Here is a 26,662-nt window from a genome sequence, read left to right as displayed (position 1 = left end):
AATGGGCTTTTTTGTGAAGCAAAATCAACTAGCAACAGGGGTATATGTCATATTTTTCAGCCTAACTAGGCTTTACGCTATCCTGACTGAGTTAATTACGAATTAAATTTCTCAATCATTACCAAAAAAGGCGGTTGATTGATCTGATTGATAGTTTTATACAAAGTCACGGTAAATTCCTGTTGGGGTAGATGGCTCGCAAAATCTAGTACCGCATCCCGCTCTATCTCGCCACCTATATGCCCATAGTAAATCATGAGCGCAATCCGACCGCCAGCTTCTAAACGCTGACATAATTTTTCCAAGGCCTGTATAGTTGTATGTGGCTGGGTAATTACTGACTTATCTGCTGACGGCAGATAGCCTAAATTAAAAATAGCTGCTTTAATAGTTGCAATGTATTGATCCACATTTTCGTGACCTGTTAAAAGCAATTCAACATTGTCTACTTTAGCTTCTACCAAGCGCTTAGTGGTTTGCTTAATAGCTTGTTCTTGAATATCAAAAGCATAGACTTTTTTAGCTAATTGTGCCAAGAAAAGAGTATCATATCCATTTCCCATAGTAGCATCTACGACTATATCTTCTTTGGTTATGATTTCTGATAAAAAGGCATGTGCCATCTCCAACGGTCTCAACATGTATATCTTTGCTCCTTTGCCCTACAACCTTGCACGCTACCACGACGTTTCATTTCTTGCTCAATCGCATTTAGCACTTCCCACTTTTTGAGACTCCACATGGGTCCAATGAGCATGTCCCGTGGCGCATCTCCTGTAATTCGATGAATGACGATATGTTCAGGGATTATTTCTAATTGATCACAGATAATAGCAACATACTCATCTTGGCTAAGCAACTGCAAGCGTCCTTCATGATAATCTCGTTGCATCCGTGTGTTAGTCATTAAATGCAAAAGATGTAATTTAATCCCCTGAATATCATTGTCTGTCACACAGCGGCGAACATTTTCTATCATCATCTCATGGCTTTCACCAGGCAAACCATTGATTAAGTGGGAAACTATCTCGATTTTTGGAAATTTCCGCAGCCGTTGAACCGTTTCAACGTATAATTCATATGAATGTGCGCGGTTAATCAATTGCGAAGTAGTTTCATAAGTCGTCTGCAGGCCCAACTCTACCGTCACATGCATACGTTCAGATAATTCTGCTAGATAGGCAATCGTCTCATCAGGCAGGCAATCTGGTCTGGTACCGATATTGATACCTACAACCCCTGGCTCATTGATGGCCTGTTCATAACGCTCACGAATAACTTCTACCTTATCGTGGGTATTGGTGAAATTTTGAAAATAAACTAGATATTTTTTGACTTCAGGCCACTTTCGATGCATGAAGGCAATTTCTTTATAAAATTGTTCACGAATCGGTGCTTCAGGAGCTACAATCGCATCACCAGAACCTGACACCGTACAAAAAGTACAGCCACCGTGAGCAACCGTTCCATCTCGATTGGGACAATCAAATCCCGCATCAATCGGAACTTTAAAAGTCTTCTCTCCAAATAGTTTTCGATAATAAGCATTCAAAGAATTATAAGGTTTCATAACTTTCATTGTACCACAAAATAAAACAGAACTCGCGCTCGGAGTTCCATTTACACTTTACTAATATCCGTTGGCCTCCATTGGTGTTTTTTTAAATCCACACAGCCATTCGTTTTAAAAGTCACTCCTTCGGCCCAAAGGAGATGTCTCTGCTCCTCCCACTCTGGCGCTAAGCGTCCTGCGGAATTAACCACACGATGGCAAGGATACTTCCCATAAAGTCCAGCCTGAGACAGGACGCGACCTACCAAACGAGCATTTCTTTCTCGCCCAATCAACTGCGCAATTTGCCCATATGTCGCTACGCTCCCCAAGGGAATACAGGACACAACTGATAAAATTTGATGTACTAACTTGTCATTTAACACTTTTTGCATCATCTTTTTCCTTGTAGCAATGCTATTTTTGTTTTCCTTTGAAACGCCATTGAAAACGCAACTTATCATAATAAGGAAATTCAACATGCAAAATTCCTAGACCTAAGAGAAAGCTTCCCAACACATCTGTCGGATAATGTACTCCCAGATACACACGTGACGTCATAATGATAAAAATCATCACAATCATCAAACTTTGCAAGATACGCTTCGTCTGCACTGATTTTATTCGTTGACTAACGATAATCAACAGCGTACCAAAGATTAGTGTAGAAGCCAAGGCATGCCCACTCGGAAAAGAAAATCCACCTTCTTCTACCAAATGTTGAATAGCAGGACGCGAATGTTGATAGATATTTTTCAAAAAAGCAACTAAAAGCCCCGTCAAGGCAAGATTCCCAATTAAAAGAATAGCCTCACTCCACCATTTCTTATAAAGGAAAAAACCAGCCAAAACTGCGACCCAGGTCATAATAACGGGCGTATTAATCAGACTCGTTACGCTAGAAAAGAAAAATGTCAAAGTATGTGGCAAATCTCCACGTAAAGTTATCTGAATTAGACTATCAAAGTCTTTTAAATAATTAGGATGAAACTTGACAACATAGCCTAGAATCACAAAAAGTAAAAGGGCAAAAGAGCCCTTGGTTAAAAAAGTTTGTTTATTTTTCATATTTAATTAAAATCGGTTTTAAAAGCAAGTTAATGACCCAAAAGGCAATTGCAAAAACTACACCTTCCAATAGATTAAATGGAATGACCATCGCAAACAGATAATTTGCTACACCAAGAATCTTTGAAATATCAAAATTAGCAAACGTTGCATATAGCGGAATTGCATAGATATAATTCAAAAGAAGCATTGCCACAGTCAATCCCAGTGTTCCCACCACAGAAGCAATCAGAAAACGAACGATTGTCTGTTCTTTTTTCCAAATAAGCGCAAAAGCGATTACGAAAACAGCAACTGCAATGATATTCATCGGCAAACCAATGTAGGTATTGACCCCTTGGTTGTTCAGTAGAAGTTTGAGCACTGAACGAACCAGTAAAATGCTTAAAGCTCCTCTCAGATTCAGTACCACTAATCCCAATAGAATTGGTAAAATACTAAAATCCAACTTCAAAAAGCTGGCTCCCGGTAAAATCGGGAAATCAAAGAACATCAGCAAAAATGAGATAGCTGAAAGAATGGCAATAATAGCCATTTTGCGTGTATGTGTCATAACAGGTTCCTCCAATTTTATTAAATTAGAGAAGCTGGAAAGGCTTGCTGAAGAATAACTTATCCCAGTCAGTGAAACCTTTATGATAGTATAAGGAAGTCTCCTTAAATAAAATTAAAAGCCACAGTCTTGGGACTTCTCCCCTGCCTTTCGTCTTCTCCCATCCAGACTGTACTGTCGGTTGTGGAATTACACCACATCAGCTTGCGCTCGCGGACTTAAAACAGTTCCCTTAGTCGACAAAGATTTTATTTTTAGATGATGTTGCACCTCAAAGATCTATCAAGAAGCTGCATTACTATATAAAAAGTAAAAGATTGTCAACGACTGAAAATTACCGCCGGTCGGGAATTTCACCCTGCCCTGAAGACCCTTTAATCATAACAAAAAAAGCCTGCAAGAGCAAGCGTTTTATCTGATATACAAAAATTATTCTGACACCATTATTTTAATTTGTCATGTTCGTATTCGTGTACTAGATCTAATCCTGTAAAATCTTGCTGCCGCAGGGCTTCATACACCATCATACAAACTGTATTTGACAAATTCAGACTTCTGACATGCTCATCGTTCATCGGAATACGCAGGGCTTTTTCAGAATGAGCACGCATAAAATCCTCTGGCAATCCTTTATCCTCACGCCCAAACATAAAATAATGATTTCCAGCGATTGTAAAATTTTCTGCTGCATAAATCTTCTCCGCAAATTTAGAAATCAAATAGAGATGTCCATCCATTTTACTCATAAACTCTTCTAAATTGTCATAATAAGTAATATCCAGCTTATCCCAATAGTCCAAACCTGCTCGTTTCATCTTACGATCATCAATCGGGAATCCCATTGGTAAAATGATGTGAAGCGATGAATTCGTTGCTGCGCAAGTCCGAGCAATATTACCCGTATTCTGTGGGATTTGCGGTTCAAAAAGAACAATGTGGTTTTGAAATGTTGTCATATGTTATAGCCTTCTCATCTATCTTAGTGAACTGTAATTGCTATCAAGCAAAAAAATAGCCACACTGCCCGGAGTCAAGCTCAGCAGACAGCGTGGTTTAAGGCTCATTAACTTACATCACAACAGGTTTGAGGTAAATCAATGAGGGTACTTTCTTAGTATATCACTTTCTTTGCACATGTCAACAAAAAAAGCTTAAAATTTTCATATTTTCTAGATTATTTGTCAATTTTTTCAAGAATTCTCTTATCGTTTTCATCAGGACGCTTTAATAGGACAAAATATACATTTTTCTTTCTTCAAAATGATGAAATTTTTGCAAAAAAAGAGTATGATATAGAAGTATACTTGGGAGGTATAACATGAAAATTATTGTCGTTGGTGGCGGTAAGGTCGGATCTGCACTCTGCCGTTCACTTGTGGCTGAAAAACATGATGTGATTCTCATCGAGCAAAATGAGTCCGTACTCAATCGGATCACAAAACGTTATGATATTATGGGCATTGTCGGTAACGGTGCTAATTTTAAAATCTTAGAGCAGGCTAATGTAGAGCATTGTGATATTTTCATTTCCATGACAGAGCATGACGAAGTCAATATGGTGTCGTCTGTGCTGGCTAAAAAAATGGGGGCAAAAGAAACGATTGTCCGCGCTCGCAATCCAGAATATTCAAATTCTTATTTTAAAGAAAAAAATATCCTTGGTTTTTCACTTATTGTCAATCCTGAGCTACTAGCAGCCCGTTACATTGCCAATATCATCGAATTTCCTAACGCACTTTCTGTGGAACATTTTTCAAATGGACGTGTCAGTTTAATGGCATTTAAAGTCAAACAAAATAGTAATCTGTGTCAGATGACTTTATCTCAATTTCGGAAGAAATTTGGAAATGTCTTGATTTGTGCTATTGAACGTGATAATCAATTGCTCATTCCAGATGGTGAAATTACCATTTTGCAGAATGATATAATCTATGTCACTGGAAATCGGGTGGATGTTATTCTTTTCCATAATTTCGTTCGACCAAAAGTTATAAAAAGTTTGATGCTCATTGGAGCAGGGAAGATTGCTTATTACCTACTCAATATTCTAAAAAATAGCAAAATCAAACTGAAAGTGATTGAAATTAATTCAAAACATGCTGAATGGTTTAGTCAAGAATTTCCGCATTTACATATTGTTCAAGGTGATGGTACTGCAAAAGACATTTTACTAGAAGAAAGTGCTCAACACTATGATGCAGTTGCGACCCTGACTGGTGTAGACGAAGAAAATATCATTTCTTCTATGTTCCTTGAAAGCATGGGGGTTCAAAAAAATATCACGAAAGTCAATCGGACTAGTTTACTTGAAATCATTGACAGTCAGGAATTCTCAAGTATTGTGACGCCTAAGAGAATTGCAGTGGATACAATTATGCACTTTGTCCGCGGACGTGTGAATGCTCAGTATTCCGATTTGCAAGCTATGCACCACTTAGCTAATGGACAACTTGAAACCTTGCAATTTCAAATCAAGGAAGAAAATAAAATGACTGGAAGACCACTTTCTAGTTTGAAACTAAAGAAAGGTGTCTTAATTGCAGCCATTATCCGAAATGGAAAACCTATTTTCCCGACGGGTGAGGATTACATTCAAATAGGTGACCAAATCATTGTCACAACGCTCATTCAAAGTATCACACAAATATATGATTTGTTAGAGAGGTAAGCCATGAATAGAAATATGATTCGTTTCCTCCTCTCCAAGTTGTTAATCATTGAAGCTGGACTACTTCTAGTTCCACTCATTGTGGCTTTCATCTATCGCGAGCCTCATCAAAATTTACTTTCCATTAGCATCACAATTGGAATCCTCTTGGTGGTCGGACTTTTAGGCAGTTCTTTTAAGCCCAAAAATCATCATATTTATGCCAAAGAAGGGGTTTTAATTGTCGCCTTATGCTGGATACTTTGGTCCTTCTTTGGGGCACTTCCTTTTGTTTTTTCAGGACAAATTCCTCACCTCATAGATGCTTTCTTTGAGATCAGTTCAGGTTTTACAACAACAGGTGCCTCTATCTTACCAGATGTCTCTGTCTTATCACATTCTCTACTCTTTTGGCGTAGTTTCACCCACTTAATCGGAGGTATGGGAGTCCTCGTCTTTGCCCTTGCTATCATGGAAAATAATAAAAATAGCCATTTGGAAGTGATGCGAGCAGAAGTTCCTGGTCCTGTCTTTGGTAAAGTTGTCTCTAAATTAAAAGACACGGCACAAATTCTCTATTTACTCTATTTGGCACTTTTTGCTATTTTTGTAGTAATCTATTACCTTGCAGGAATGCCTTTATTTGATAGCTTTATCATCGCCATGGGAACAGCAGGAACTGGAGGTTTCGCCGTTTACAACGATAGTATTGCTCACTATAACAGCTCTCTCATTACGTATCTAGTTAGTTTTGGAGTACTTATTTTTGGAGTAAATTTCAACCTCTACTACTTTTTACTATTGAGAAAATTTAAAGCATTCTTTGGAGATGAAGAATTGCGGACCTATCTCATTATTGTAACATCAACTACTCTTCTCATCTGTTTGAATGTCTTTCATATTTATCAAAATATAGCTAAGACTTTAGAAATTTCTCTTTTCCAAGTAGCGAATATCATCACCACCACTGGTTTTGGTCTTGGTGACATTACCTCTTGGCCACTCTTTTCTCAATTTATTCTCCTCATTCTCATGTGTATAGGAGGTTCTGCCGGATCAACTGCAGGAGGTTTAAAAATTGTTCGTGGCTTAATCTTAGTCCGCATTGCTAAAAATCAAGTTTTATCCACTCTCTCACCAAAACGTGTACTGACCCTGCATGTCAACCATAGCGTGATTGACAAAGATACACAGCATAAAATCTTAAAATACCTTGTGCTTTATACGATGATTATCATCAGTCTTATTTTCATTGTCAGTCTAGATAATAATAATTTGATGACCGTCGTGAGTGCTGTTCTTAGCTGTTTCAACAACATTGGACCAATGCTTGGTACAACAGATAGCTTTGCAATCTTTGGTCCAATTTCCAAATTCCTGCTCTCTCTTGCTATGATTGCTGGACGTTTAGAAATTTACCCAATGATTCTGCTCTTTATGCCACAAACTTGGTCCAAACGATAACTAGATCCAATAAAAACTCGCCAGTCAATAGACTAGTGAGTTTCTTTATTTTCTGAGTGATTGCGTTTCAAACTAAAATCATCCGGTACAGGATCATCTCCTCCGTTCGCCCATGGATGGCAACGCAAAATACGTGCAATCCCCATCAACAAACCCTTGATGCCATGTTTTTCTATCGCTTGAATCATGTAGTTTGAGCAAGTTGGCTGATAACGACAGGAAGGTGGAAAAGCCGGTGAGATAAATTTTTGATAAAAACGGATTAGCGCGATAAGAACTTTTTTCATTATTTTTTCTTTGTAACAGCTAGATTATGTAACTGACTGACCTCTTTTTTATTGAGACGGCGAGCTTCACCTGGACGAAGACCAGTTAAATTTAGATGGCCAAATTGCGTGCGGGAAAGTTTATCTACTTGCAAACCAACAGCCTCAAACATCTTTTTTACTTGATGATTTCGTCCTTCATGGATCGTCAACTGGATAATCGAACGATTCTTAACCGGATCTACTTTCAGAATTTCATAAACAGCTGGTTTGGTTTTCTTACCATCAATTTTTACACCTTTTGTCAACGGTCGAAGGATCTCTTTATCAGCTACCCCCTTGACACGAGCGACATAGACCTTATCAATCTCATTTCGAGGATGAATCATTTCATCTGTAAAATCTCCATCATTTGTCAAAATTAAGGCACCTGACGTATCCCAATCAAGCCTCCCTACTGGATAAATCCGTTCTGTGACATTTGGTAACAAATCAACTACTGTTGGACGACCTTTGTCATCTGTCACGCTAGAAATAACACCACGTGGCTTATTTAAGAGGTAGTACACTTTTTCTTCATTGTAAATTGGCTGACCATTTACCTCCACGCGATCTCCAGACTTGATCGTCGTTGCCAATTCACGAATAACTTGTCCGTTTACAGTGACCAGCCCTTGCTTTATCAATTCTTCTGCTTTTCTACGACTAGCAATCCCAGCATGGGCAATATATTTATTGATTCTCATCCTCTATCCTTTCAGCAAATAGTTGACTTTCCTCTGTTATTAGCTCTGTTTCTTCTACTACTGGCAATTCTTCTAGACTATTGATGCCCATATAATCTAAAAAATAATCAGTCGTCACATAAAGATTTGGGCGACCAAGCACTTCTTTCTTCCCATTTTCGCGAATCAAATCAAAAATCTGTAACTTAGAGATTGCACCACTAGAATTGACACCACGAATCTCATCCACTTCAATTCTTGTAATGGGCTGCTTGTAAGCAATAATCGACAAGGTTTCAAGTGCAGCTCTTGATAAACTTTGATTGATCGGAGCTCTTGAATATTCCCGCAAAAGGTCAGCGAAATCTTGTTTGGTAACAATTTTATAAGCATTCGATGTCTCTAACAGAGCAAGGCTTGAATCTTCGTCTTTTCGATATTTTTCTGCTAATTTCTCCAAACTCTGTATCACACCCGTAGGCGGTATAGAGAGGAGCTCGGCTAGTTGACGGACACGCAAGCCGTCCTCACCTGCTACAAAGAGCAAGGCTTCAATCTCTGCTAATTTACTCATTTCTTTTTCCCATTAGATAAATATTCCCAAAATTTTCTTCCTGTACCACTTGAATTTCTTGCACTTTTACCAATTCCAATGTTGCTAAAAATAGAGTAATGACTTCATTTATATCTTTTGTTTCTGAGAAGATTGCTTGAAGAGCAATTTTTTCTTGTAAATGGCAGCGATTGCGTATTACATTCATCATGTCTTCAATTTTATATTCGTCTTTGACAATGGTTGTGTGGTTTTGAGCAAATTCTTCTCTTTTTTGTGTCATCAACTTTGAAAATGCCAGAAACAAATCAATCGTTGTTTTGTCATGACGTAACTCAGCATTTTCATATACCAATTCGATTTTAGGTTTGGAATAATAAAGAGCCCGTTCTTCATGCTGCTCTGCCATTTTTTCACCTAACAATTTGAATTTCCGATATTCTTCGATTTGAGCAAGTAAATCTTGCTCCAGATTCTCTTCAGTTTCTATGGTATCCGCCACTTTTGGCAAGAGCTTCCGACTTTTAATCAACATGAGCTGACTTGCCATGACCATATATTCACCCGTCACTTCTAACTTCATAGCTTGAAGGGTCGCTACATAAGCTAAGTACTGCTCAATAACCTCTGTAATCGGCACATCATAGATATCCATTTGGTATCTTGACACCAAATGAAGTAATAAATCCAACGGGCCTTCAAAATCTTTAATTTTTATGTCCATTATCTATATTTTTCCAACGTCATCATTGTTTTCAAACCTAAATTGCGCGCAATTTCATATATTTCTACGCCTTTCTCTCGCTGACGTAAAATATATTGCTCTCGCAAACTCTGAGCAGATAAAGTAGCTTGATTTTTTTCAATCAAAAAAGCCTCTAATTGACGAAAGCCCCATTGCCGTGAATAGGTTTTCCCATTTTTTTCTAACAAATAAGTCCCTTCCAGAGTTGTTCCCAGTTCTCCAATCAATTGATCTGGAATAGGAACAATACGCTTTTGACCTGCTTTCTCAATGCGAATAATCTGAAAATCTAGATTTACATCTGCTACTTTTAACTGCAAAATTTCACTTGGCAACAGCCCCATTTCCAAAATGAGAAGTGCAATCAAACGACCGTTGTATTGATTTGTATCGGCATAAAAATTAGATAAGTCCAAAATCTCCGCATCGTGTTCTTTCGGAATTCCAACTTTTGGCAACTCTAGGCGATAAAAATTTGAAATGAAGCGTTTGTTGTATAAATAATACAAAAATTGATTGACAGCAGATAGCTTTCGCTTTTGAACAGAAGGTTTGAAGTCAGCAATAGAAGCCCGATAAATTCGAAGATTAGTATCTGTAATTTTTGCATGAATCACATCTACAAACTGCTCCAAATCATAAAAATAAGCTGTTTTTGAATTATCAGATAAATTTTTTCCTTCTAAAAAGGTGATTATTTCTTCTTTCATTTTGGATGGATCTCGTATTCATTCGCAAAGCTGTGTAAAAGAGCATTGACTGCTTTTAAGATAGATTTACGCGTAATAATTCCTTGAAACGTATTTTCCTGATCAACAACTGGCAAGAAGGACTCATCTACTAATTTATGTAGTACTTCTGTCAATGTAAAATCTGGGCCGACAGTTAGGTCATCTTTTTTTACCATATGTACAATATCAGTTGTCATAAACTCCTCATCAGGGATTTCGTGCTGCATTTGATAAGACAAGATATCTGTTAGCGAAATCGTACCCACAAACTTTTTCTGATCTGTCACTACCGGTACTCGTGAGTATGTCATTTGACTCAGTAATAAAATAGCATGGTCTGCATTATGGGTATCAATCAAGACAGCTAAGTTTTCTGCCGGTGTTAAAAAAGTGTCTTCTTGCTGTAAGAGAAAATTTTCAAATTCTTTGGCAATCATCGAGTAAACTCCTTTGATAGGCGAGAATACAGTTCGTGTTGACGCGTATAGTAGTTCACTTGAAATGCATCATCACTAATCTCTACCTTAGCATAAAGTCGCTCATTGATAACACCACGCGGTTGACTGATAGAGCCGGGATTTAAAAAGAGTGTTTTTCCTTCCATCCACGCATCTGGAATATGTAAATGCCCATATAAACAAATATCCGCATCTACCTCTTGTGCCCATAAATCCAATTTTTGAAAACCAAAGTTGATATGCTGAAGGTGACCATGAGTTTGTGCAATAACGGTACCATTTAAATCCGTCACCAAACGATCTGGATAGCCACCATAGAAATCCATGTTCCCTGCTACAACATAAATTCCTTGCCACACTTCGTCATCACTTGGCAGCTCAGAATCACCATTATGAAAAATAGCATCTACTTTTCCGAGATAATAGGTCTTGATCTCTTCTACAATAGCACGATCTCCATGAGAATCACTCATTACGATGATAGTTTGTTTTGCCATGTTGGAAATACCTCCACTAATTTTTGAACTGCTTGAGCTCGATGTGATTGAGCATTCTTTTCTTCCATTGTTAATTCTGCAGATGTTTTGCCTGTTTCACCTACTAAAAATAACGGATCATAGCCAAATCCATTCTCCCCTTTTGGCTCAAAATTAATATAGCCTGCCCAGTCAGCCTCCACGACTAGACTTTCTTTAGTAGGACTTGCTACCACAAGAGTTGTATGAAACTGCGCTGAGCGATCTTTCAACTCGAAAACCATTGCCAATTCATGTAGTAGTTTTGCATTATTTTCTAAGTCTGTCGCATCATTTCCAGCAAAGCGAGCAGACCAAACTCCAGGCAGACCACCTAACGCATCTACTTTTAAGCCTGAATCATCTGCCAATACCATTTTGCCAGTCAGCTTAGAGATAGTCTCTGCTTTTAAACGAGCATTTTCTTCAAAAGTCATCCCAGTTTCTGCGACCTCTGGTAAATCAGGATAGTCATTCAAATTTTCAATCTGATAGCCTAATTTTTCAAAGATTCTGCGGAATTCAGCGGTCTTTCCCTCATTACGAGTAGCAATTAAAATCGTATCTCCTACTGTCAAACCTGACAATTCTTGTTGAGAAAAGAAAACATTTAATTTGACACCTTTTTCAGGTAAGTGCACTAAAACTAATTGTCCCTTTTCCGTGATTAAAATAGCACCCTTATGAAATTGTGCCTGAAACTGTGATGCTTGATTTTCATTGATTAGTTGCAAGACGAATTGAACAAAAGACATGATTGAGTTATATTGAATCACTGCAACAGAAAAAGACTGTCCTTCAACTACTAATTGACGGAGCTCTTCCTCCATTCGACTAAGTTCTTCTGAAATGACATCTTTAAAATAGAATCCGCCGCCATAGGAAGACCATTCTCCAACATACCAATCTTGAGCATCTTTATACTCATAAACTTTATTGCTCATAATGTTACATGCTCCACATTTATTTTTTTGTTTAACCACGTTTCTGCAATTTCAGCAAACCTTTTCGCATTAGCTGTTGTAAAAAAGCAGTGTTGCGGGAGTTTTCCTTCTCTGCTATGATTGATTTCAAAATAGTTTAGCAAGACAGAAATGTCCCGTACACATTCTGCTCCGCTGTCAATCAATTTCACAGTTGGTCCCATCACATTTTGAATGATTGGTTTTAGTAAAGGATAATGAGTACAGCCTAGTACTAAAGTATCCACCTTGCCTTTTAAAGGCATTAAACTTTCATACACCACTTTTTTCGTAATACTAGACGACAGTTCATTAGATTCTACTAGCGGTACAAATTTGGGACAAGAAAGACTTGTCACTTCCACTTCCGGTAAGAGACGTTCGATTTTTTGACGATAAATATCTGATTGAATCGTCATTGGCGTTCCTATAATGCCAATCGTTCCATGTTGAGATGCTTTGATTGCTGCACTAGCTCCTGGTAAGATGACTCCTAAAACCGGGATATCTAATTTTTCTTTGATGTCTTCCCAAACCACAGCAGTAGCTGTATTGCAGGCGAGAACAATCATTTTGACATTTTGGGTTAAAAGGAATTGTACCAATTGCCATGTGTACTCACGAATCTGCTCTGCAGGTCGGGGACCATAAGGCGCACGTGCAGAATCGCCAATATAAATTACTTCCTCATGTGGAAGTTGCCGCATCAACTCACGAACAACTGTCAAACCGCCCACGCCTGAGTCTAAAAAACCAATTGGTCGATTATCCATAAGTTCTTCTTTCTAAAGAAGGGACTGGGTGCAAGTCCCAAATCCCCATTCATTTATCTCTTTAAAAATCAATTTATCGTATAAAACAAAGATTATTTTTTCTTTTTAGCATTTTCAAGTGCTGCTTTTTGTTGATTTTTAATTTGACGATACACTTGTTGTACCTTTGCTTCATTTGGTTTTTGTCCGTTTGCGGATAGCATCGTACGGACAGCATCGATATTCAAACGTGGATTGTCTGCAAATTCTTTTTCAATTTGTTTGCGGACAAGATACATGCCAGCGACCATGCCACCAAAAAAAGCAAGAATAATCAACAAAATAGCTAATAGTAAATTCATAAATATGTAATCCTCTTTTCCCTTTTTATATCTTCTTATTATATCAAAAATTGTCTATTTTTCAAAGTCCAAACTATAGAAAACGATACTCTTGTCAATGGGCTAAGACATCTAACAAGCTCATTCTTTCATAAACAAAAAGAGACTGAGACAAAAATTCTCAGTCTCCTAAAACTATGTAGCAAAACTTGCAAGACGCAGTCACTGTCTGGCTTTAAAGGCGCTTATATCAAGCTTTTTAAAACCTAACCATCGTTGCGGGGATGGGACGACAAAATCGAATTCTTCGAGTTACCGATTTTTGCCCCACTTTCAATCATTAATATTTCTTTCACTCCTAATTATCTCTTCCAAAAATACGAAGAATACTTAGGAATAAATTGATAAAATCAAGATACAAGCTCAAGGCCAATGAAACTGCCCAACCAGCTGCTACATTTCCTCCCGATTGCTCATAGACATAGCGGATTCGTTGATTATCCCAAGCAATCAAACCAGAAAAGATAATCACACTAATAATACTAATGATGAAATCCAGTCCAGAATTTTTAAGGAAAATATTCACCAAACTAGCGATGATAATTCCAATTAACCCTGCAATAAAAGCTCTGCCTAGACCAGACAAATCCTTCTTAGTAAATTTGCCAATCAGTGCCATCGCAAAAAACATTGCAGAAGAAGTAACAAAGGCTGCTAAAACTGTTGCTTGTGTGTAAAGAGCCAACACTAAACTAATCGTAAAACCATTTAAAGCCGAATAAACTAGAAAAGTTGGCAATGCAGCTGGATTGTTTTTAGCAGACATGCCCGAAGCTACCCAGACAAGGATCAGCTCAGCAAAAATTGCTAAGTAAAAAATCCAAGTATTTCCTGTCATGACAGACAAAATCACATCTTGAAAGATGGTCAGCATTAGTGCTGATACAAGAGCAGAAATACCAATCCCCATTCCAACTAAAGAGTATACTTTTGCATAAAAACTATTGATACCACTATTTTCTTGAATAATTGTATTGTTCATAAGCTCTCTCCTTTATTGTTATATGTTATGATTTTAACATTTTTCTGTGGAAAAGTCTTCTTTTAGCAATCTTTTTCCGAACTGGTGCTATTGCTTCCTTGATTGCCCAGTATTTATCCACCATGGTGACAATATAGCCCTCTTTATACCGCGGTGGCGCTACTGTTGCACCCCACATATGTTTGAGAATGATATCTTCTTCGACTTTATTTAGTTTGGTTACTTTCCGTGCATTCCTCACTGCTAACCGAGGGTGTACCCAAGCATGGCTCTTATTGAATTTTGTTTCACGCCAATCATAATAAAACATATCGTGCAAAAGACCTCCACGCGCGGTACTTTTTGCATCCCAACCTAATTTCTTAGCAATTTTATAACTCGTATAACTAACATGAATCGAATGTTCCAAACGGTTGGAATAAATATGATGTGTTATAGTTTTTAATTTCTGGACGCGTGGTTGAGCAATCAATTGTCCAACATGCTCCATATACTCTTTATCTTCTTTATAAAGCATAGAACCACCTCCATGTGCTTCAAATTATAAATATATTTCTAAATTTTAACTTAAAGAAAAGATGAGAATTCCTGCTGCAACGGCTACATTTAAACTCTCAGCTCGTCCTTTCATCGAAATATGAACCAGTTGATCTGCCTTATCCATCATCTGCTGGCTGATTCCTTGCCCTTCATTTCCCAATACAAGAACAAAATCTGTCATTGGTGCTAATTCTCGATAATCAATAGAATCTCTTGAAAGTGTCGTTGCCAAGACCGGCAATTGTATTTGTTTGGCAAGCTCAAGAAAATCTGATGTTTTCATTTGATAAATAGGCAAATGAAAATGACTGCCTTGCATGGAACGTAGGGTTTTAAGATTGTAAATATCTGCCGAATGCTGCGAAATAAACACTCCATCATAACCAGCTGCATCAGCCGTTCGGATAATCGTTCCTACATTTCCGGGATCCTGCACATCTTCTAAAAAGAGATATTTCCCTTTGAGAAATGAAGGAGCAGATTGTTTTTCAAAAGCAATCTCTGCCACAATGCCCTGCGGCGTTTTCGAATCAGCCAAATCAGTCAAAATTTCTGAGGTTACCACATGAACTTGAGAAAAATCTTTCACTTTATCAAAAAAATTTTCTAAAACAAAGATATGTCGAATCTCAGCTTGTGCATTTACTGCTTCTTCAAATAAATGCCAACCCTCAATTAAGTATGAGTTCTTCCGATACTTTTTTTGAAGTAATTTTTTAGTATTTTTTACCACATTATTAGCTTTTGAGGTTATAATATTCATAGGTATATTATATCACAAAAAGGAGGCTCGCATGCAAAAAGTAAGAATGATTGCGCAAGGTCGCGTACAAGGTGTTGGCTTTCGTTGGGGAGTCTATAGGCTTGCTACAGAAATTGGTGGCATTACAGGGCGTGTCTGGAATAATGAAGATGGTACCGTAGAGATTTTGGCGCAAGCAAAAAACTCTGCCCTTATGGCAAAATTTATCCAAGAAATCCGCAAAGGACCAACGCCATTTTCAAAAGTCAGCTATTTAGATGTTACAATGACGAATTTTGAATCCTATTCAGATTTTAAAATTGCAAATTAAGTCCTAAGAACTATTGTATATTTGGGAAAAAAACAGTAGAATAGAAAGGTATTATTTTTTAGAAAAAGGAAACAAACACGTGAAAAAATTAAATCGTATTTTATTCTCAGGATTAGGGTTATCTATGCTTCTGCTGCTCTCAGGATGTGTGCAAGTAAAAGATGGTAAGCCTGCTGGGTTTGTCTGGGATATCATTGGAAGACCAATGAGCCTTGCCATTCAGTATTTTGCTAATAACATGGGGCTAGGTTTTGGTGTTGCTATTATCATTGTTACCCTGATTGTGCGGCTGATCATTTTGCCACTAGGACTTTATCAATCATGGAAAGCAACTTATCAATCTGAAAAGATGAACTACTTGAAGCCTATTTTTGAGCCTATCCAAGAACGTATGAAAAATGCTGAAACACAAGAAGAAAAACTTGCTGCTCAGCAAGCACTCATGGCTGCTCAAAAAGAAAATGGTGTCAGCATGTTTGGCGGGATTGGCTGCTTACCATTATTGATTCAATTGCCTTTCTTCTCGGCTTTGTACTTTTCAGCTCAATACACTGAAGGAATTGCACACAGCGTATTTTTAGGTATTCCACTTGGAAAAGCCAGCATTCTCCTTACTGCTATCGTCGGTGTTTTGTATTTCATCCAGTCTGCTTTAACTCTTGTCGGTGTTGATGAAGTTCAAAAAGAACAAATGAAAAAAATGATGTACATGAGCCCGCTCATGATTGTTATCTTTTCTTTCACAGCTCCAGCAGGTGTAACACTTTACTGGGTAATCGGCGGTTTCATTATGATCATTCAACAATTGATTATCAATCATTACATCCGTCCTCAGCTCAGAAAACGCGTAGCTGAAGAATACAAAAATAACCCACCTAAAGACATTAAAAATTCTACTTATAAAAAGGATGTAACCCCTCAAGCACAGGCCGTTATCGAAAATAGAAAACAAAATAAAAAGAAAAATCGTAATGCTGGAAAACAACGTTCAAGATAAACAAAAAAAGCTGGGATAATCATTCCAGCTTTTTGCTTGCCGTTCAATCAGAAAATCATCCTACTATGAAACAACACTCCATCTTTTCAAACACCAACTTGAATGACAGAATATTCTCATTTAAAAATAAACTTACCAAAATTCACGAACAAAATCATTTTCTAAGCGCTCACTATAAAATAATTCTGACAACGATTTATCATCAAAAATACGTAGTAGATTTTTTAAATCATAAGCCAATTCGAGAGTGTCTAACTCTTCACGTGCCACCCACATAACTTCACCTTCTTCTGACGAATGAAGATGACCAGAAAATTCATTTGTACGATAAAGAAAGACCAGATAACGAATACCTTCCGCCGTATACCAATGTTTCATACCAACCAGTCTAGGACGATGGATTGTTAATCCCGTTTCCTCATATACTTCACGCACAACTGCTTGGTGGAGACTTTCTTTTTCTTCTATATGTCCGCCAGGTAGAGCTGCTCCTGACCAAGAATACCGTTTTGGGTCCCGAATCTGCATAACAATACGATTCTGATCATCTTCAATCAGACACATGTTAGTTAAAATCACTTGGGACTGATGGGACATGTTTCCCTCCTCTATGTTTTACTGAGACGCGCCCCGTGATTGTGATGATACCATGGGGCGCGTTTTCTTTTTTTAATTATGCTGTTTTTTCGACTTTTAGGATTTTTACATCATAGCTACCAATAGGTGTTTCAACTGTAGCTGTGTCACCTGTTTTCTTGCCAATTAGAGCTTGTCCAATAGGACTTTCATTAGAGACTTTTCCAGCAAAAGCATCTGCTCCAGCTGCGCCAACAATCATATAGACTTCTTCGTCTGTTTCACCAACTTCTTGAATCGTAACGGTCTTACCAATAGCGACTTCATCATGAGCTACTGCATCGCTGTCTACAATTTCAGCGTAACGAATCTTGGTTTCTAGACTAGATATTTGTCCTTCAACAAAAGCCTGCTCATCTTTGGCTGCTTCATATTCACTATTTTCTGATAAATCTCCATAAGAGCGAGCAATTTTAATACGCTCTACTACTTCAGGACGGCGAACCAATTTAAGTTCTTCTAATTCTTTTTCAAGTTTTTCCTTTTCTTCAAGGGTCATAGGATAAGTTTTTTCTGCCATTATTTTCTTCTTTCTATTTTTTAAACAAAGAGATTGGGACAATAATGTCCCAACTTTCTAATATCGTGTGTGATTCCTTTACAAGGCACAATCTCCATCCAGTCTAAAATATGCTTATTGCACTCTATTTCAGACCTAATTTTCATTGCGCTAAAGGAGAATCAAATCAAGTTCTACGAAGTACCGATTTTGCTCTACTCCTTTTAATTCGAACTACTTGGCTTTGTCAATTTACTATTGACATGCTCCTGAACATTTTTCTCATGTTCTGCATAGGTAGTTGCGAAATAAACTTTTCCTGTTTCTGTATTAGCTACGAAGTATAGATAATCAGTTTTAACTGGATTAACCGTCGCTTCAATAGCAGAGAGACTCGGATTATCTACAGGGCCAGGCATTAAACCAGTGTTTTTATAGACGTTGTAAGGCGAATCAATATTCGTATCAATTGCAGCATCTTCCGATAAGGTCGTTTTTTGTCCAAGTTTTCCTTGAGCATACAGAATTGCAATATTGCTTTGTAAAGGCATATTTTGATTCAAACGGTTGTAAAAAACACTTGCAATATTTTTCCGATCTTGATCCGTTGAACCTTCTTTTTCAACCAAGGATGCAATTGTTAAAACATCGTGCACCGTCAAGTTCTTCGTTGCTAAAACATCATAATATCGCGACATAGTCTTATCCATTGCAGCTAACATTTGATCAATGAGAGTTTCAGCTGTTGTACTATCTGTCACATTGTAAGTGGCAGGGAAAAGATAGCCCTCTAAGCGATACTTCACACCACTCTCTTTTTTAGCTAGGCTTTCCAATAATTTCGGATATTTCGCAGCTTCCTGAGTGATAAAATTATCATCTTGTATTTTCTTTAAGAAAGCTTCTGAAGATAATTTATTTTTCTTCAGCTTCGCAATCATTTTTGCAATTTGTTCAATCGTATATCCCTCTGGAATCGTCAATTTTTCCATTGATGGATCTTGCGGAGTATCTGTTCCACCTTGCTGTAGTTTTTTAGCAATTGCATCCAAATTCATACTCTTTTGTAGATTGTAATAACCTGATTGGAAATCTGCATAATTGTTAAATTTGGCATAATAGCTAAAAATCTGAGCATTTTTGATCAAACCAGCTTTTTCCAAGACCGTTCCAATTTCTTTGGTACTCGATCCAGTCGGAATCTTAACCGTCACATACTTGGTATTTTTCGCATCAACTGGTTGTAGTGCCGACGCAACATAACGATAAGCAAAGAAACCAGTTATTCCAATTCCTAAAAGCAGTAATATCAAAACAGTTTTAACAATTTTTCCTGCGATTTTGTTTTGACGCTTCTGAGTAGTGACTATCTGAGAAGTCCGATTTGAACGAGAAAGTTGCTTTGTTTCTTTCTCTGTTCCGTAAACTGCAGGCTGAACCAATTCTTCTGGAACCTTGATTTCTTCGACCGCTTTATTGATTGGGTAAGAAACAGGGACTTTCGTTGTATGAGTATTAAACTCTTTCTCTTCCCTAGCTGCCGCTTCGGCTTCTATTTGCTCAATGGTTGGAAGAGGACTTTCTAATGGAGCTGGCTCTGGCTCGTTAGTTTCTTCTTTTTGCACCTGTGGTATATCCATTTCAGAAGCAAGTGTTTCCTCTTCTTCCTGAATAGAAGGAAGTGTCGATTGGCCTAGCCCCAACTTTTCGTGTAAATCATTAGATTTTTCTACAGGGGTAGGTTGTTCAGTCCCCTTTGCTCTAGCTAAGTCTCGCAGAATTTGCTCTTTAAAACTCAACCCTTCTTTTTCTTGTGAATCTTCAGCCAAATAGTTGACCTCCTTGTTCAATATCCCTACTATTATATCTTAAAAGGAAAAGAAAAGCAATAAGAGAAAGCCTTTCTTTCAGGCTTTCTACGAAATAATCAATACGTCTCTCAATTACTAGGCGTTTCCCAAACCATATCATACCAAAGTTCACCTGCATAGGTAGATTGAGACAGGCCCTCATTGATAAAACCATGCTTTTCATAATAGCCGACTAAATAATCATGACAAGTTAAGTTGATTCCCAAGCGCTGGTCTCGAATAGCAATCTCTTTCATTGCATCCAACAAGCTACGACCTAGTCCCATATTTTGCGCATTTTTAGAAATCGATAAACTGGTCAACGAAATATAATGATTCGGTAAATGACTATAATCTTTTACTTCTGAAGTAAAGGATTGATCTACTAGATGGCGTTCTGGACGAACAGGTCCCTCTAGGTAGCCTAACATCTGACCGCCTCGTTCAGCGACTAAGAAACTTGTTGTTAATTTTTGAATATGAATTTCTAAAATCTCTCGACTTAAGGCTTCCTCTGGTCCAAAATTCTCCAACTCAATAGCCGTAATAGCATCCAAATCTGCTAAATTTGCTTGTCTAATCTTCATTTTTACTCCTTAAAATACGGATTATCCCAAACCATATCATACCAAACGACTCCAGCATGAACGGAATCTGAAATTCCTTCATTCTTAAAATTATTCATTTCATAATAGGAAATCAAATAATCATGACAAGTTAGATTGATCCCTTGTCGATTTTGAACGACTGCTTTTTCTTTTAAAGCTGCAAGTAGCAGAGTTCCAATTCCCTGTCCTTTAAAATCCGGATGAACAGACAAACTTTGAATAGCAATGAAACCACCCGAATCTGGATTTTCTGCCACTTTTTCAAACAACTCATCTGTTAAATGACGTGAAAAAACGGCTGACCCGACAATATAGCCAGCTATTTTTTCATTTAATTCTGCTATTAAGCATGTATTTGGAACATGTGCAATCCATTTTTGAATAGTTTCTGCACCAACCGCTGTTGTGGAAAAATTCACCTGTTCGATAGCCTTGATTGTTTCCAAATCTTCCAAAATAGCTTCTCGAAGAGTGACTTGAGGAGTTAGATTACTGGACATTGCTTGTCAAATTGGATAATAAGCGTTCAAAAGAATATTCATAGGTTTGAATATCACCAGCCCCCATGAAAACGTAAACTGCATTTGGATGTTCTAGTAAGGGAGAAACATTGTCAACGGTAATGATGTCTGCTTTTTTCACGATTTTCGCTGCCAAATCTTCTACTTTGACATCTCCATGATCCACTTCACGTGCAGAACCATAAATCTGTGCTAAATACACTGCATCTGCTTGATTCAAAGCTTCTGCAAATTCGTCCAAAAGTGCAATAGTCCTAGTAAAGGTATGGGGTTGGAAAATTGCAACGATTTCTTTGCTTGGATATTTCTGGCGAGCTGCATCTAAAGTTGCAATGATTTCAGTAGGGTGATGAGCAAAGTCATCAATAATTGTCGTTCCATTCACCATTTTTTCAGTGAAGCGACGTTTCACACCACCAAAAGTAGCCAAATGCTCTCGAACCAAAGTCAAATCAAATCCAGCTGTATACAATAAACCAATAACAGCTGTTGCATTCATAATATTGTGGCGACCAAAGCTAGGAATCTTGAATTCTCCTAATTCTTTCCCGCGGAAAGAAACTTTAAAGCTGGAACCCGTCGTAGAACGAAGCAAATCATGAGCGACAAAATCATTTCCTTCTTTAAAACCATAATAATAAATAGGAGCATTGGCTGTAATCCGACGCAACTCCTTGTCTTCACCGTAAACAAACACCCCTTTGCTAACTTGTTTAGCATAATCATTAAATGCATTGAAAACATCTTCTAAGCTAGTAAAATAATCTGGGTGGTCAAAGTCAATATTCGTAATAATCGAATATTCAGGATGATAAGGCATAAAGTGACGCTCATATTCATCTGCTTCAAACGCAAAATATTTCGCATTTGCAGAGCCACGTCCCGTACCGTCACCGATGAGATAACTAGTATCTGTAATATTTGACAAAACGTGTGCTAACATGCCAGTCGTTGATGTCTTTCCATGTGCACCCGCCACCCCCATGCTGACAAAATTACGCATAAAGATTCCAAGAAATTCATGGTAACGCTTATAAGAAATGCCATTTGCATCGGCGTAGGCAATTTCAAGATTATTATCCGGACGGAAAGCATTTCCTGCAATAACTTCTACATCTGCTTGAAGATTTTTTTCGTCAAAAGGCAAGATTTTAATTCCTGCTTGTTCTAAGCCACGTTGAGTGAAATAGTATTTTTCAACATCGCTTCCTTGAACTTGATGTCCCATTTGATGCAGCATCAATGCTAAGGCACTCATTCCAGAGCCCTTAATCCCGATAAAATGATAGGTTTTTGTCATAATTTCTCCTTAAATACAAAGAACATTAAATAGGTGAAATCGCGTTCACACCAAAACGTCTTTACTTTTTGTCAACATTCGATTATTTTTCTTCCAACCGTGTTAAATTTAGCTCTTGCGCTATCCGACGCTCTCTTTGCTTTTGCAATTCTTTTTTGTTATAAATTTGACTTGTTTTTAAAAAGTCATAATTATTTTTAGATTTTTTGGGTGATTCCTTCGGCAAAGAGGTATTTACTTTGATATCTGCTAAAATATAATGATCCTGCTTTAAATTTCGACTATATTTTGATAACCCACTACCATTTTCCTTTTGGAAAAATGCTGTTGGTTGATGTGAAATAGCTGTATTAGCAGTATTAACAGCAGGATGGGAGCGTTTTTTAGTTATAAAGTCTGAAGTCAAATAAGCTGCTGAGCGTTTCTTTTTTAAATCCGCTCTGGCTTCTTCTCTAGCCAATTCTGCATAGCTTTTTGGGGCAGGTTTGGCGACTTCAGCAGACGGAATAGCTGAAGTTGCTTGGTAAGCTTTTCCTTCTTTTACCTGACTATCTGCAATTTTCTTTACAATTGGTTCCCATTCTAAATAATTTTTATCAACATAGTCACCATTAATATTGCTGATAAGATCGCTTTCATCGTAAAGGTTCATACGCGGCATTTCTGATAACATGATTTCATCATCAGAAATCAACGGAAAAGTTTTTTCTTTCATGAGCACATTTCCTTTCAACACTTCATTATAACCTATTGGTGCTATTTTTCAAGTGTTTCTGTAGAAATTCCTAGAATTTCTCGTATTTCAGCAACGGTTAGGCTGCTACGGGATTCTGTTCCATCTAGGATAGTTGATACGAGATGACGCTTGCTTTCCTGCAACTCTTGAATTTTTTCTTCAATCGTTCCTCGCGTAATCAATCGATATACTTCTACATTTCTTTCTTGACCCATACGGTGAGCTCGACCAATTGCCTGAGACTCTACTGCTGGGTTCCACCAAAGGTCTACTAAGATAACAGTATCAGCACCAGTTAGATTCAAGCCAACACCACCAGCTTTTAAAGAGATTAAAAAGGCGTCTCCTTCCCCATTATTAAAAGCATTTGTCATTTCTTGTCGCTCTTTTGCTGGTGTAGAACCTGTAATTTTAAATGTCTCCATTTTCATCTTTTTCAATTCTTTTTCGATAATGTCTAGCATTCCTCGGAATTGAGAAAAGATTAACACACGGTGGCTTCCTGTCTGAATCTGCTCTAATAGTTCTAGCAGGCTTTCTAGTTTGCCACTCTCTCCATGATAGTCCTCCATAAAGAGCGTGGGAGTATCGCAGATTTGACGTAACCGCATCAAACCAGACAAAATTTCCATTTTGCTACGATTCAGTTCTTCCTCTGTAGAAGTAAGCACACGCTCCTGCATTTGTTTTAGTTGCGCTAGGTAGATAGCCTTTTGACTATCTGCAAGCTCATTGCGATAAGAAACTTCGATGAGTTCTGGCAATTCTTGCAAGACATCTTCTTTCTTCCGTCGCATGACAAATGGTTTGATAAAACGAGCGACAGTTTCTGCAGGCAGTTTCAAAAAGTTCTTTTTGCTAGGTAATAATCCTGGCAAAACAATTTGAAAAATAGACCATAATTCGCTGAGGTTATTTTCAATCGGTGTTCCAGAAAGAGCAAAAGTATTTTTGACCTCAAAATTTCGTAAATGATGAGCAATCTTAGTTTGCGCATTTTTCATGACCTGTGCTTCATCTAAAAAGAGATAATCAAAGTTCAATTGACTATATTCTTCAACATCTTGACGGAAAGAGGCATAACTTGTAATCATCACCTGATGGCGTTCTGCAATTAAGTTATCTCTTATTGATTTTAAGCCATAGATGACTGCCGCATCAATATCTGGTGCAAACTTTGCAAACTCATCCAGCCAATTGTAAATCAAACTAGACGGCGCCAAAATTAAGACGTTCGTTTCCTTTTTTAGCCTGCTACTTAAAAAGGCTATCGTTTGGAGTGTTTTCCCAAGCCCCATATCATCTGCTAAAATACCACCAAACCCGTAACGGTCAAGCATGCTTATCCACTTGACACCAGTTTCTTGGTAATCACGCAAAGTTGCCTCCACTTTTAATGGCGGCAGTGTAAATTCCTCCGGATGCGTCAAATCAAAAGCTAAATGGCGAAACTCTTCTGAAAAGCTCACTTTTTCTTGGCATTTGAACAATTCAGATAGCTGATAGGCAGCAATCCGCTGTGTCTGGAAAATACCATTTTTTCCTTTTTTAGCTCGTAAATCCTGTAAGGTTTTGCTGACTCTTTTTGTTTCCTCATCAAAAACGAGCACCTTGCCAGATTTACTGATGAAATAATCATTGGTCGAAAAAAGAGCTGCTAAAGCATCATCCACTTCCGCCTGGTCAATACTGGTAAAGTCAAAACCGATATCTAGCAAACCACCATTTGTCTGAATCGAAATTGTCGGTCTTTCAACTTGGTATAAAGCTGCCAAATTTTCTGATACAATTACCTTTCCCAATCGTTTGAAACGAGGAAGAGTTGATGTGAAGAATGAATAAAGCTCTTGTGGCTGCAGCGGAGGACGCTTGCTTACAAAATTTGCTTCAAAACCAGCAGACAGAGCTTGTTGAAAAACTTTCTGCTCTAACTGAAAATCACTAGCAAATGGTAATTTCTCTAACTCCAAACGACTGGCGACTATACGAGTTCCATAATCAAACTGAATTTTGAGACTGATTTTTTTAGACTCTAACAACTCAAAATTAAATAACGGGGTGAAAGTATGAATCACCAAACTTTCTGGTGCATGAATAGAGCCGATTTTGTGAAATTCTAGTAATCCTGAAGCCAGTTTCGCTTGATCACTTGTATCAAATTGCAGGCGTTTTTTACGATCGGTGTCCACAGGCAATTCTCGCATCACCTGAATCATACGCTTTTGCTGTTCAGTTAATTGGTAAAAATGATTTCCATAAAAAATAAAGTCACCACCGTATAGAATTTTATAATTTTGCTCTGTAATAGTGAGTTCAAAATAATCTGAATTTTCCTCTACTGTAAAATCATAAATTCCTACTTCGGCATGTAAATCTTGGAAAAAAACTTCGTCATAGTCATAAAGACTGTATTCTAAGCGGAAATGCGGCAAATTCATAAGCCGATTCAAGCCTTCCTCAAACAGACTAGATGGAAAATAAAGATGTCTAGCTGCATTTGGAAAAATAAAAGAAGTATCTTGATCTTGCTGATAAGAAACAAGCCCTCGTAAAAACTGAATCACCTCTTGGCTGGCTTCGTCAAAAGCAGCTAATTGCATTTTTTCATAGTAGTGTTTTCCGATTTGATAATAATCGCCTTTTTCAACAATTTTTAAAAAAGCACGAATATCTCGAACAACATAAGAGCGTTCATCGGGTAAACGACTGATACGCAAAGTCCACAGAAATTGTCCTGTATAATCATCTTCTTGCCCAACTGCCGATAATTCATATCGAACAGGTATTTCTTCTGTTAGAAGAATTTTATCCAAAAAAAGACTGCCAAAAGAGACCTTTGTTTGTGTTGCCTCAGAAGTTGTCTGTTCTTCTTCCAGATTGGCCAAAACAACTTTTCCTTCGGGGTCATTTTTTAGAAAATATTCTAATCCTGCGAGATGAGCACAATATTTCTTTTTTTGAAAAAAATCACAGGCACAAAAAATGGCTTCGTCGTCCAAGCTATATCGCAGATTGTGATTTTCAACTCGGCTGTAAATCATCCGATCTTTCACTTTAAGAATTTCAATTTTCCCTGCTTCATAAAGAGTCGTCCCTTCTGTCCGAATCTTCCCAGGAATCAATTTTGCCATAAGTACCACCTTTATTTTATCTATTCATTATATCATATTTTCGGCATAAAGAAAAAAGCAAGCTCTTTCTTGCTTTCTTTTAAAAAATATTTTCTTTGAGCTTTTTATAGCATTTAGTGCGTGTTACTAGGAACACTAAAAAGAGCCAAATCTCCAGTAAAGGGAGAGAGAATTTTGTTATCATAAGTCAAATGGTTCCCAACGTTATGGCAGTCAAGATGTGCAACTCCTACAAATATCAGACTAAAAAGTGATAACCATTAACGAAAAACAAATGGTTTATACTTTCTATCATCGTAGTAAATATTCGCATAAGCTAAACTTGCAGTTCCAATGAGCACTGCCCTAGAAACATTCATCCAATTCATATTTCTTTCTCACATAGGTACATTAAACT

Annotated in this window: 31 protein-coding genes and 1 riboswitch; of the genes, 4 read left to right on the top strand and 27 right to left on the bottom strand. The window is 37.6% G+C overall.

Annotation, left to right across the window (positions count from 1 at the left end; all coding sequences use genetic code 11):
* Window positions 1-95 precede the first annotated feature (95 nt).
* The 6 genes from HMPREF2963_RS05180 to HMPREF2963_RS05155 form a co-directional block, all read right to left on the bottom strand.
* Entirely contained in the window at window positions 96-641 is a 546-nt protein-coding gene (locus HMPREF2963_RS05180; RefSeq protein ID WP_048800601.1) for a tRNA 5-(aminomethyl)-2-thiouridylate-methyltransferase MnmM, read from the bottom strand.
* Complete coding sequence (locus HMPREF2963_RS05175) at window positions 635-1,579, bottom strand: tRNA modification radical SAM protein MnmL/YtqA (RefSeq protein WP_021001949.1); 945 nt, start codon at window positions 1,577-1,579, stop codon at window positions 635-637. The genes HMPREF2963_RS05180 and HMPREF2963_RS05175 overlap by 7 nt, the downstream gene beginning before the upstream one ends.
* 41 nt (window positions 1,580-1,620) lie before the next feature.
* Window positions 1,621-1,947, bottom strand: a complete 327-nt coding sequence (locus HMPREF2963_RS05170; RefSeq protein WP_048800600.1) for an MGMT family protein — start codon at window positions 1,945-1,947, stop codon at window positions 1,621-1,623.
* Between the two features lie 22 nt (window positions 1,948-1,969).
* On the bottom strand, window positions 1,970-2,620 hold the full coding sequence (locus tag HMPREF2963_RS05165; RefSeq protein ID WP_006269455.1) for a phosphatase PAP2 family protein: 651 nt from the start codon (window positions 2,618-2,620) through the stop codon (window positions 1,970-1,972).
* A complete protein-coding gene (locus tag HMPREF2963_RS05160; protein WP_003068171.1) occupies window positions 2,610-3,173 on the bottom strand; it encodes an ECF transporter S component in 564 nt (187 codons plus the stop codon). The genes HMPREF2963_RS05165 and HMPREF2963_RS05160 overlap by 11 nt, the downstream gene beginning before the upstream one ends.
* 148 nt (window positions 3,174-3,321) lie before the next feature.
* Window positions 3,322-3,548: riboswitch (FMN riboswitch) on the bottom strand.
* A gap of 68 nt (window positions 3,549-3,616) precedes the next feature.
* Entirely contained in the window at window positions 3,617-4,129 is a 513-nt protein-coding gene (locus tag HMPREF2963_RS05155) for a tRNA (cytidine(34)-2'-O)-methyltransferase (RefSeq protein ID WP_070669088.1), read from the bottom strand.
* 362 nt (window positions 4,130-4,491) lie between these two features.
* Here HMPREF2963_RS05155 and trkA point away from each other — a divergent pair, with 362 nt between their 5' ends.
* Window positions 4,492-5,841, top strand: a complete 1,350-nt coding sequence (trkA, locus tag HMPREF2963_RS05150; RefSeq protein WP_006269456.1) for a Trk system potassium transporter TrkA — start codon at window positions 4,492-4,494, stop codon at window positions 5,839-5,841.
* A 3-nt stretch (window positions 5,842-5,844) separates the two neighbouring features.
* Complete coding sequence (locus HMPREF2963_RS05145) at window positions 5,845-7,284, top strand: TrkH family potassium uptake protein (protein ID WP_070669086.1); 1,440 nt, start codon at window positions 5,845-5,847, stop codon at window positions 7,282-7,284.
* A 32-nt stretch (window positions 7,285-7,316) separates the two neighbouring features.
* Here the strand turns inward: HMPREF2963_RS05145 and yidD are convergent, their stop codons facing one another.
* The 13 genes from yidD to HMPREF2963_RS05080 form a co-directional block, all read right to left on the bottom strand.
* Complete coding sequence (gene yidD, locus HMPREF2963_RS05140) at window positions 7,317-7,571, bottom strand: membrane protein insertion efficiency factor YidD (RefSeq protein ID WP_058669772.1); 255 nt, start codon at window positions 7,569-7,571, stop codon at window positions 7,317-7,319.
* The gene (locus HMPREF2963_RS05135; RefSeq protein ID WP_020997994.1) at window positions 7,571-8,296 is read right to left on the bottom strand and encodes a pseudouridine synthase; all 726 of its coding nucleotides are present in this window, start codon (window positions 8,294-8,296) and stop codon (window positions 7,571-7,573) included. Before HMPREF2963_RS05135 ends, yidD begins: the two co-directional genes overlap by 1 nt.
* The gene (gene scpB / locus HMPREF2963_RS05130; RefSeq protein ID WP_070669084.1) at window positions 8,283-8,849 is read right to left on the bottom strand and encodes an SMC-Scp complex subunit ScpB; all 567 of its coding nucleotides are present in this window, start codon (window positions 8,847-8,849) and stop codon (window positions 8,283-8,285) included. The genes HMPREF2963_RS05135 and scpB overlap by 14 nt, the downstream gene beginning before the upstream one ends.
* On the bottom strand, window positions 8,842-9,552 hold the full coding sequence (locus tag HMPREF2963_RS05125; protein ID WP_020998359.1) for a segregation/condensation protein A: 711 nt from the start codon (window positions 9,550-9,552) through the stop codon (window positions 8,842-8,844). Before HMPREF2963_RS05125 ends, scpB begins: the two co-directional genes overlap by 8 nt.
* Window positions 9,552-10,283 carry a site-specific tyrosine recombinase XerD gene (gene xerD, locus HMPREF2963_RS05120; RefSeq protein ID WP_003068161.1) on the bottom strand — a complete coding sequence of 244 codons (732 nt, stop codon included), beginning with the start codon at window positions 10,281-10,283 and terminating at the stop codon, window positions 9,552-9,554. Before xerD ends, HMPREF2963_RS05125 begins: the two co-directional genes overlap by 1 nt.
* Window positions 10,280-10,741 carry a cyclic-di-AMP-binding protein CbpB gene (gene cbpB / locus HMPREF2963_RS05115; protein ID WP_003068160.1) on the bottom strand — a complete coding sequence of 154 codons (462 nt, stop codon included), beginning with the start codon at window positions 10,739-10,741 and terminating at the stop codon, window positions 10,280-10,282. The genes xerD and cbpB overlap by 4 nt, the downstream gene beginning before the upstream one ends.
* Window positions 10,738-11,259, bottom strand: a complete 522-nt coding sequence (locus HMPREF2963_RS05110) for a metallophosphoesterase (protein WP_003068159.1) — start codon at window positions 11,257-11,259, stop codon at window positions 10,738-10,740. Before HMPREF2963_RS05110 ends, cbpB begins: the two co-directional genes overlap by 4 nt.
* Entirely contained in the window at window positions 11,235-12,221 is a 987-nt protein-coding gene (locus HMPREF2963_RS05105; protein ID WP_003068158.1) for a nucleoside-triphosphate diphosphatase, read from the bottom strand. The genes HMPREF2963_RS05110 and HMPREF2963_RS05105 overlap by 25 nt, the downstream gene beginning before the upstream one ends.
* Entirely contained in the window at window positions 12,218-13,012 is a 795-nt protein-coding gene (gene racE, locus HMPREF2963_RS05100) for a glutamate racemase (RefSeq protein ID WP_048800595.1), read from the bottom strand. Before racE ends, HMPREF2963_RS05105 begins: the two co-directional genes overlap by 4 nt.
* 92 nt (window positions 13,013-13,104) lie before the next feature.
* Window positions 13,105-13,353 (bottom strand): YneF family protein, encoded by a 249-nt coding sequence (locus HMPREF2963_RS05095; RefSeq protein ID WP_003068156.1) that lies wholly within the window; start codon window positions 13,351-13,353, stop codon window positions 13,105-13,107.
* 337 nt (window positions 13,354-13,690) lie between these two features.
* The gene (locus HMPREF2963_RS05090; RefSeq protein WP_006268119.1) at window positions 13,691-14,374 is read right to left on the bottom strand and encodes a Bax inhibitor-1/YccA family protein; all 684 of its coding nucleotides are present in this window, start codon (window positions 14,372-14,374) and stop codon (window positions 13,691-13,693) included.
* A 25-nt stretch (window positions 14,375-14,399) separates the two neighbouring features.
* A complete protein-coding gene (locus HMPREF2963_RS05085; RefSeq protein ID WP_003068154.1) occupies window positions 14,400-14,891 on the bottom strand; it encodes an HDIG domain-containing metalloprotein in 492 nt (163 codons plus the stop codon).
* A 45-nt stretch (window positions 14,892-14,936) separates the two neighbouring features.
* Window positions 14,937-15,677 (bottom strand): TrmH family RNA methyltransferase, encoded by a 741-nt coding sequence (locus HMPREF2963_RS05080; protein WP_006268567.1) that lies wholly within the window; start codon window positions 15,675-15,677, stop codon window positions 14,937-14,939.
* Window positions 15,678-15,708: 31 nt separating this feature from the next.
* Between HMPREF2963_RS05080 and HMPREF2963_RS05075 the strand changes: the two genes are divergently transcribed.
* Window positions 15,709-15,987 (top strand): acylphosphatase, encoded by a 279-nt coding sequence (locus HMPREF2963_RS05075; protein ID WP_048800593.1) that lies wholly within the window; start codon window positions 15,709-15,711, stop codon window positions 15,985-15,987.
* Window positions 15,988-16,066: 79 nt separating this feature from the next.
* Window positions 16,067-16,984, top strand: a complete 918-nt coding sequence (yidC, locus tag HMPREF2963_RS05070) for a membrane protein insertase YidC (RefSeq protein ID WP_003068149.1) — start codon at window positions 16,067-16,069, stop codon at window positions 16,982-16,984.
* A gap of 132 nt (window positions 16,985-17,116) precedes the next feature.
* Here yidC and HMPREF2963_RS05065 read toward each other — a convergent pair whose 3' ends face one another.
* The 8 genes from HMPREF2963_RS05065 to HMPREF2963_RS05030 all read right to left on the bottom strand — a co-directional run bounded on the left by HMPREF2963_RS05065 (window position 17,117) and on the right by HMPREF2963_RS05030 (window position 26,265).
* Window positions 17,117-17,581: an 8-oxo-dGTP diphosphatase gene (locus HMPREF2963_RS05065; RefSeq protein ID WP_037598795.1), complete on the bottom strand. Its 465-nt coding sequence runs from the start codon at window positions 17,579-17,581 to the stop codon at window positions 17,117-17,119.
* A 76-nt stretch (window positions 17,582-17,657) separates the two neighbouring features.
* Window positions 17,658-18,140, bottom strand: coding sequence for a transcription elongation factor GreA (gene greA, locus HMPREF2963_RS05060; RefSeq protein WP_003068147.1), 483 nt, complete (start codon window positions 18,138-18,140; stop codon window positions 17,658-17,660).
* Between the two features lie 203 nt (window positions 18,141-18,343).
* On the bottom strand, window positions 18,344-19,948 hold the full coding sequence (gene mltG, locus HMPREF2963_RS05055; RefSeq protein ID WP_070669082.1) for an endolytic transglycosylase MltG: 1,605 nt from the start codon (window positions 19,946-19,948) through the stop codon (window positions 18,344-18,346).
* 110 nt (window positions 19,949-20,058) lie between these two features.
* Window positions 20,059-20,556, bottom strand: a complete 498-nt coding sequence (locus HMPREF2963_RS05050) for a GNAT family N-acetyltransferase (protein WP_037598793.1) — start codon at window positions 20,554-20,556, stop codon at window positions 20,059-20,061.
* A gap of 2 nt (window positions 20,557-20,558) precedes the next feature.
* Window positions 20,559-21,077, bottom strand: coding sequence for a GNAT family N-acetyltransferase (locus tag HMPREF2963_RS05045; RefSeq protein ID WP_070669080.1), 519 nt, complete (start codon window positions 21,075-21,077; stop codon window positions 20,559-20,561).
* The gene (murC, locus tag HMPREF2963_RS05040) at window positions 21,067-22,398 is read right to left on the bottom strand and encodes a UDP-N-acetylmuramate--L-alanine ligase (RefSeq protein WP_006269441.1); all 1,332 of its coding nucleotides are present in this window, start codon (window positions 22,396-22,398) and stop codon (window positions 21,067-21,069) included. Before murC ends, HMPREF2963_RS05045 begins: the two co-directional genes overlap by 11 nt.
* 82 nt (window positions 22,399-22,480) lie before the next feature.
* A complete protein-coding gene (locus HMPREF2963_RS05035; protein WP_006269471.1) occupies window positions 22,481-23,113 on the bottom strand; it encodes a divisome accessory protein ZapJ in 633 nt (210 codons plus the stop codon).
* A 41-nt stretch (window positions 23,114-23,154) separates the two neighbouring features.
* Window positions 23,155-26,265, bottom strand: coding sequence for a pilus expression-regulating Snf2 family helicase (locus HMPREF2963_RS05030; protein WP_070669077.1), 3,111 nt, complete (start codon window positions 26,263-26,265; stop codon window positions 23,155-23,157).
* Window positions 26,266-26,662: the final 397 nt, after the last annotated feature.

It is taken from the genome of Streptococcus sp. HMSC067A03, assembly GCF_001814295.1.
In the GTDB taxonomy this organism is placed as follows: Bacteria; Bacillota; Bacilli; order Lactobacillales; family Streptococcaceae; genus Streptococcus; species Streptococcus constellatus.
Note: the sequence above shows the minus strand (reverse complement) of the source record. Positions and strands in the feature narration are given on the sequence as shown.

What these genes read in the sequence shown, in the direction of transcription:
- HMPREF2963_RS05145 (WP_070669086.1), top strand. Translation starts at nt 5,845, where the DNA reads ATGAATAGAAATATGATTCGTTTCCTCCTCTCCAAGTTGTTAATCATT.
- HMPREF2963_RS05175 (WP_021001949.1), bottom strand. Translation starts at nt 1,579, where the DNA reads ATGAAAGTTATGAAACCTTATAATTCTTTGAATGCTTATTATCGAAAA.
- HMPREF2963_RS05095 (WP_003068156.1), bottom strand. Translation starts at nt 13,353, where the DNA reads ATGAATTTACTATTAGCTATTTTGTTGATTATTCTTGCTTTTTTTGGT.
- racE (WP_048800595.1), bottom strand. Translation starts at nt 13,012, where the DNA reads ATGGATAATCGACCAATTGGTTTTTTAGACTCAGGCGTGGGCGGTTTG.
- cbpB (WP_003068160.1), bottom strand. Translation starts at nt 10,741, where the DNA reads ATGATTGCCAAAGAATTTGAAAATTTTCTCTTACAGCAAGAAGACACT.
- HMPREF2963_RS05105 (WP_003068158.1), bottom strand. Translation starts at nt 12,221, where the DNA reads ATGAGCAATAAAGTTTATGAGTATAAAGATGCTCAAGATTGGTATGTT.
- HMPREF2963_RS05080 (WP_006268567.1), bottom strand. Translation starts at nt 15,677, where the DNA reads ATGAATATTATAACCTCAAAAGCTAATAATGTGGTAAAAAATACTAAA.
- HMPREF2963_RS05135 (WP_020997994.1), bottom strand. Translation starts at nt 8,296, where the DNA reads ATGAGAATCAATAAATATATTGCCCATGCTGGGATTGCTAGTCGTAGA.
- HMPREF2963_RS05155 (WP_070669088.1), bottom strand. Translation starts at nt 4,129, where the DNA reads ATGACAACATTTCAAAACCACATTGTTCTTTTTGAACCGCAAATCCCA.
- HMPREF2963_RS05110 (WP_003068159.1), bottom strand. Translation starts at nt 11,259, where the DNA reads ATGGCAAAACAAACTATCATCGTAATGAGTGATTCTCATGGAGATCGT.
- HMPREF2963_RS05090 (WP_006268119.1), bottom strand. Translation starts at nt 14,374, where the DNA reads ATGAACAATACAATTATTCAAGAAAATAGTGGTATCAATAGTTTTTAT.
- trkA (WP_006269456.1), top strand. Translation starts at nt 4,492, where the DNA reads ATGAAAATTATTGTCGTTGGTGGCGGTAAGGTCGGATCTGCACTCTGC.
- HMPREF2963_RS05170 (WP_048800600.1), bottom strand. Translation starts at nt 1,947, where the DNA reads ATGCAAAAAGTGTTAAATGACAAGTTAGTACATCAAATTTTATCAGTT.
- HMPREF2963_RS05160 (WP_003068171.1), bottom strand. Translation starts at nt 3,173, where the DNA reads ATGACACATACACGCAAAATGGCTATTATTGCCATTCTTTCAGCTATC.
- HMPREF2963_RS05050 (WP_037598793.1), bottom strand. Translation starts at nt 20,556, where the DNA reads ATGAAGATTAGACAAGCAAATTTAGCAGATTTGGATGCTATTACGGCT.
- HMPREF2963_RS05075 (WP_048800593.1), top strand. Translation starts at nt 15,709, where the DNA reads ATGCAAAAAGTAAGAATGATTGCGCAAGGTCGCGTACAAGGTGTTGGC.
- HMPREF2963_RS05125 (WP_020998359.1), bottom strand. Translation starts at nt 9,552, where the DNA reads ATGGACATAAAAATTAAAGATTTTGAAGGCCCGTTGGATTTATTACTT.
- yidD (WP_058669772.1), bottom strand. Translation starts at nt 7,571, where the DNA reads ATGAAAAAAGTTCTTATCGCGCTAATCCGTTTTTATCAAAAATTTATC.
- xerD (WP_003068161.1), bottom strand. Translation starts at nt 10,283, where the DNA reads ATGAAAGAAGAAATAATCACCTTTTTAGAAGGAAAAAATTTATCTGAT.
- murC (WP_006269441.1), bottom strand. Translation starts at nt 22,398, where the DNA reads ATGACAAAAACCTATCATTTTATCGGGATTAAGGGCTCTGGAATGAGT.
- HMPREF2963_RS05030 (WP_070669077.1), bottom strand. Translation starts at nt 26,265, where the DNA reads ATGGCAAAATTGATTCCTGGGAAGATTCGGACAGAAGGGACGACTCTT.
- HMPREF2963_RS05180 (WP_048800601.1), bottom strand. Translation starts at nt 641, where the DNA reads ATGTTGAGACCGTTGGAGATGGCACATGCCTTTTTATCAGAAATCATA.
- HMPREF2963_RS05045 (WP_070669080.1), bottom strand. Translation starts at nt 21,077, where the DNA reads ATGTCCAGTAATCTAACTCCTCAAGTCACTCTTCGAGAAGCTATTTTG.
- HMPREF2963_RS05035 (WP_006269471.1), bottom strand. Translation starts at nt 23,113, where the DNA reads ATGAAAGAAAAAACTTTTCCGTTGATTTCTGATGATGAAATCATGTTA.
- HMPREF2963_RS05065 (WP_037598795.1), bottom strand. Translation starts at nt 17,581, where the DNA reads ATGTCCCATCAGTCCCAAGTGATTTTAACTAACATGTGTCTGATTGAA.
- HMPREF2963_RS05085 (WP_003068154.1), bottom strand. Translation starts at nt 14,891, where the DNA reads ATGCTTTATAAAGAAGATAAAGAGTATATGGAGCATGTTGGACAATTG.
- greA (WP_003068147.1), bottom strand. Translation starts at nt 18,140, where the DNA reads ATGGCAGAAAAAACTTATCCTATGACCCTTGAAGAAAAGGAAAAACTT.
- scpB (WP_070669084.1), bottom strand. Translation starts at nt 8,849, where the DNA reads ATGAGTAAATTAGCAGAGATTGAAGCCTTGCTCTTTGTAGCAGGTGAG.
- HMPREF2963_RS05165 (WP_006269455.1), bottom strand. Translation starts at nt 2,620, where the DNA reads ATGAAAAATAAACAAACTTTTTTAACCAAGGGCTCTTTTGCCCTTTTA.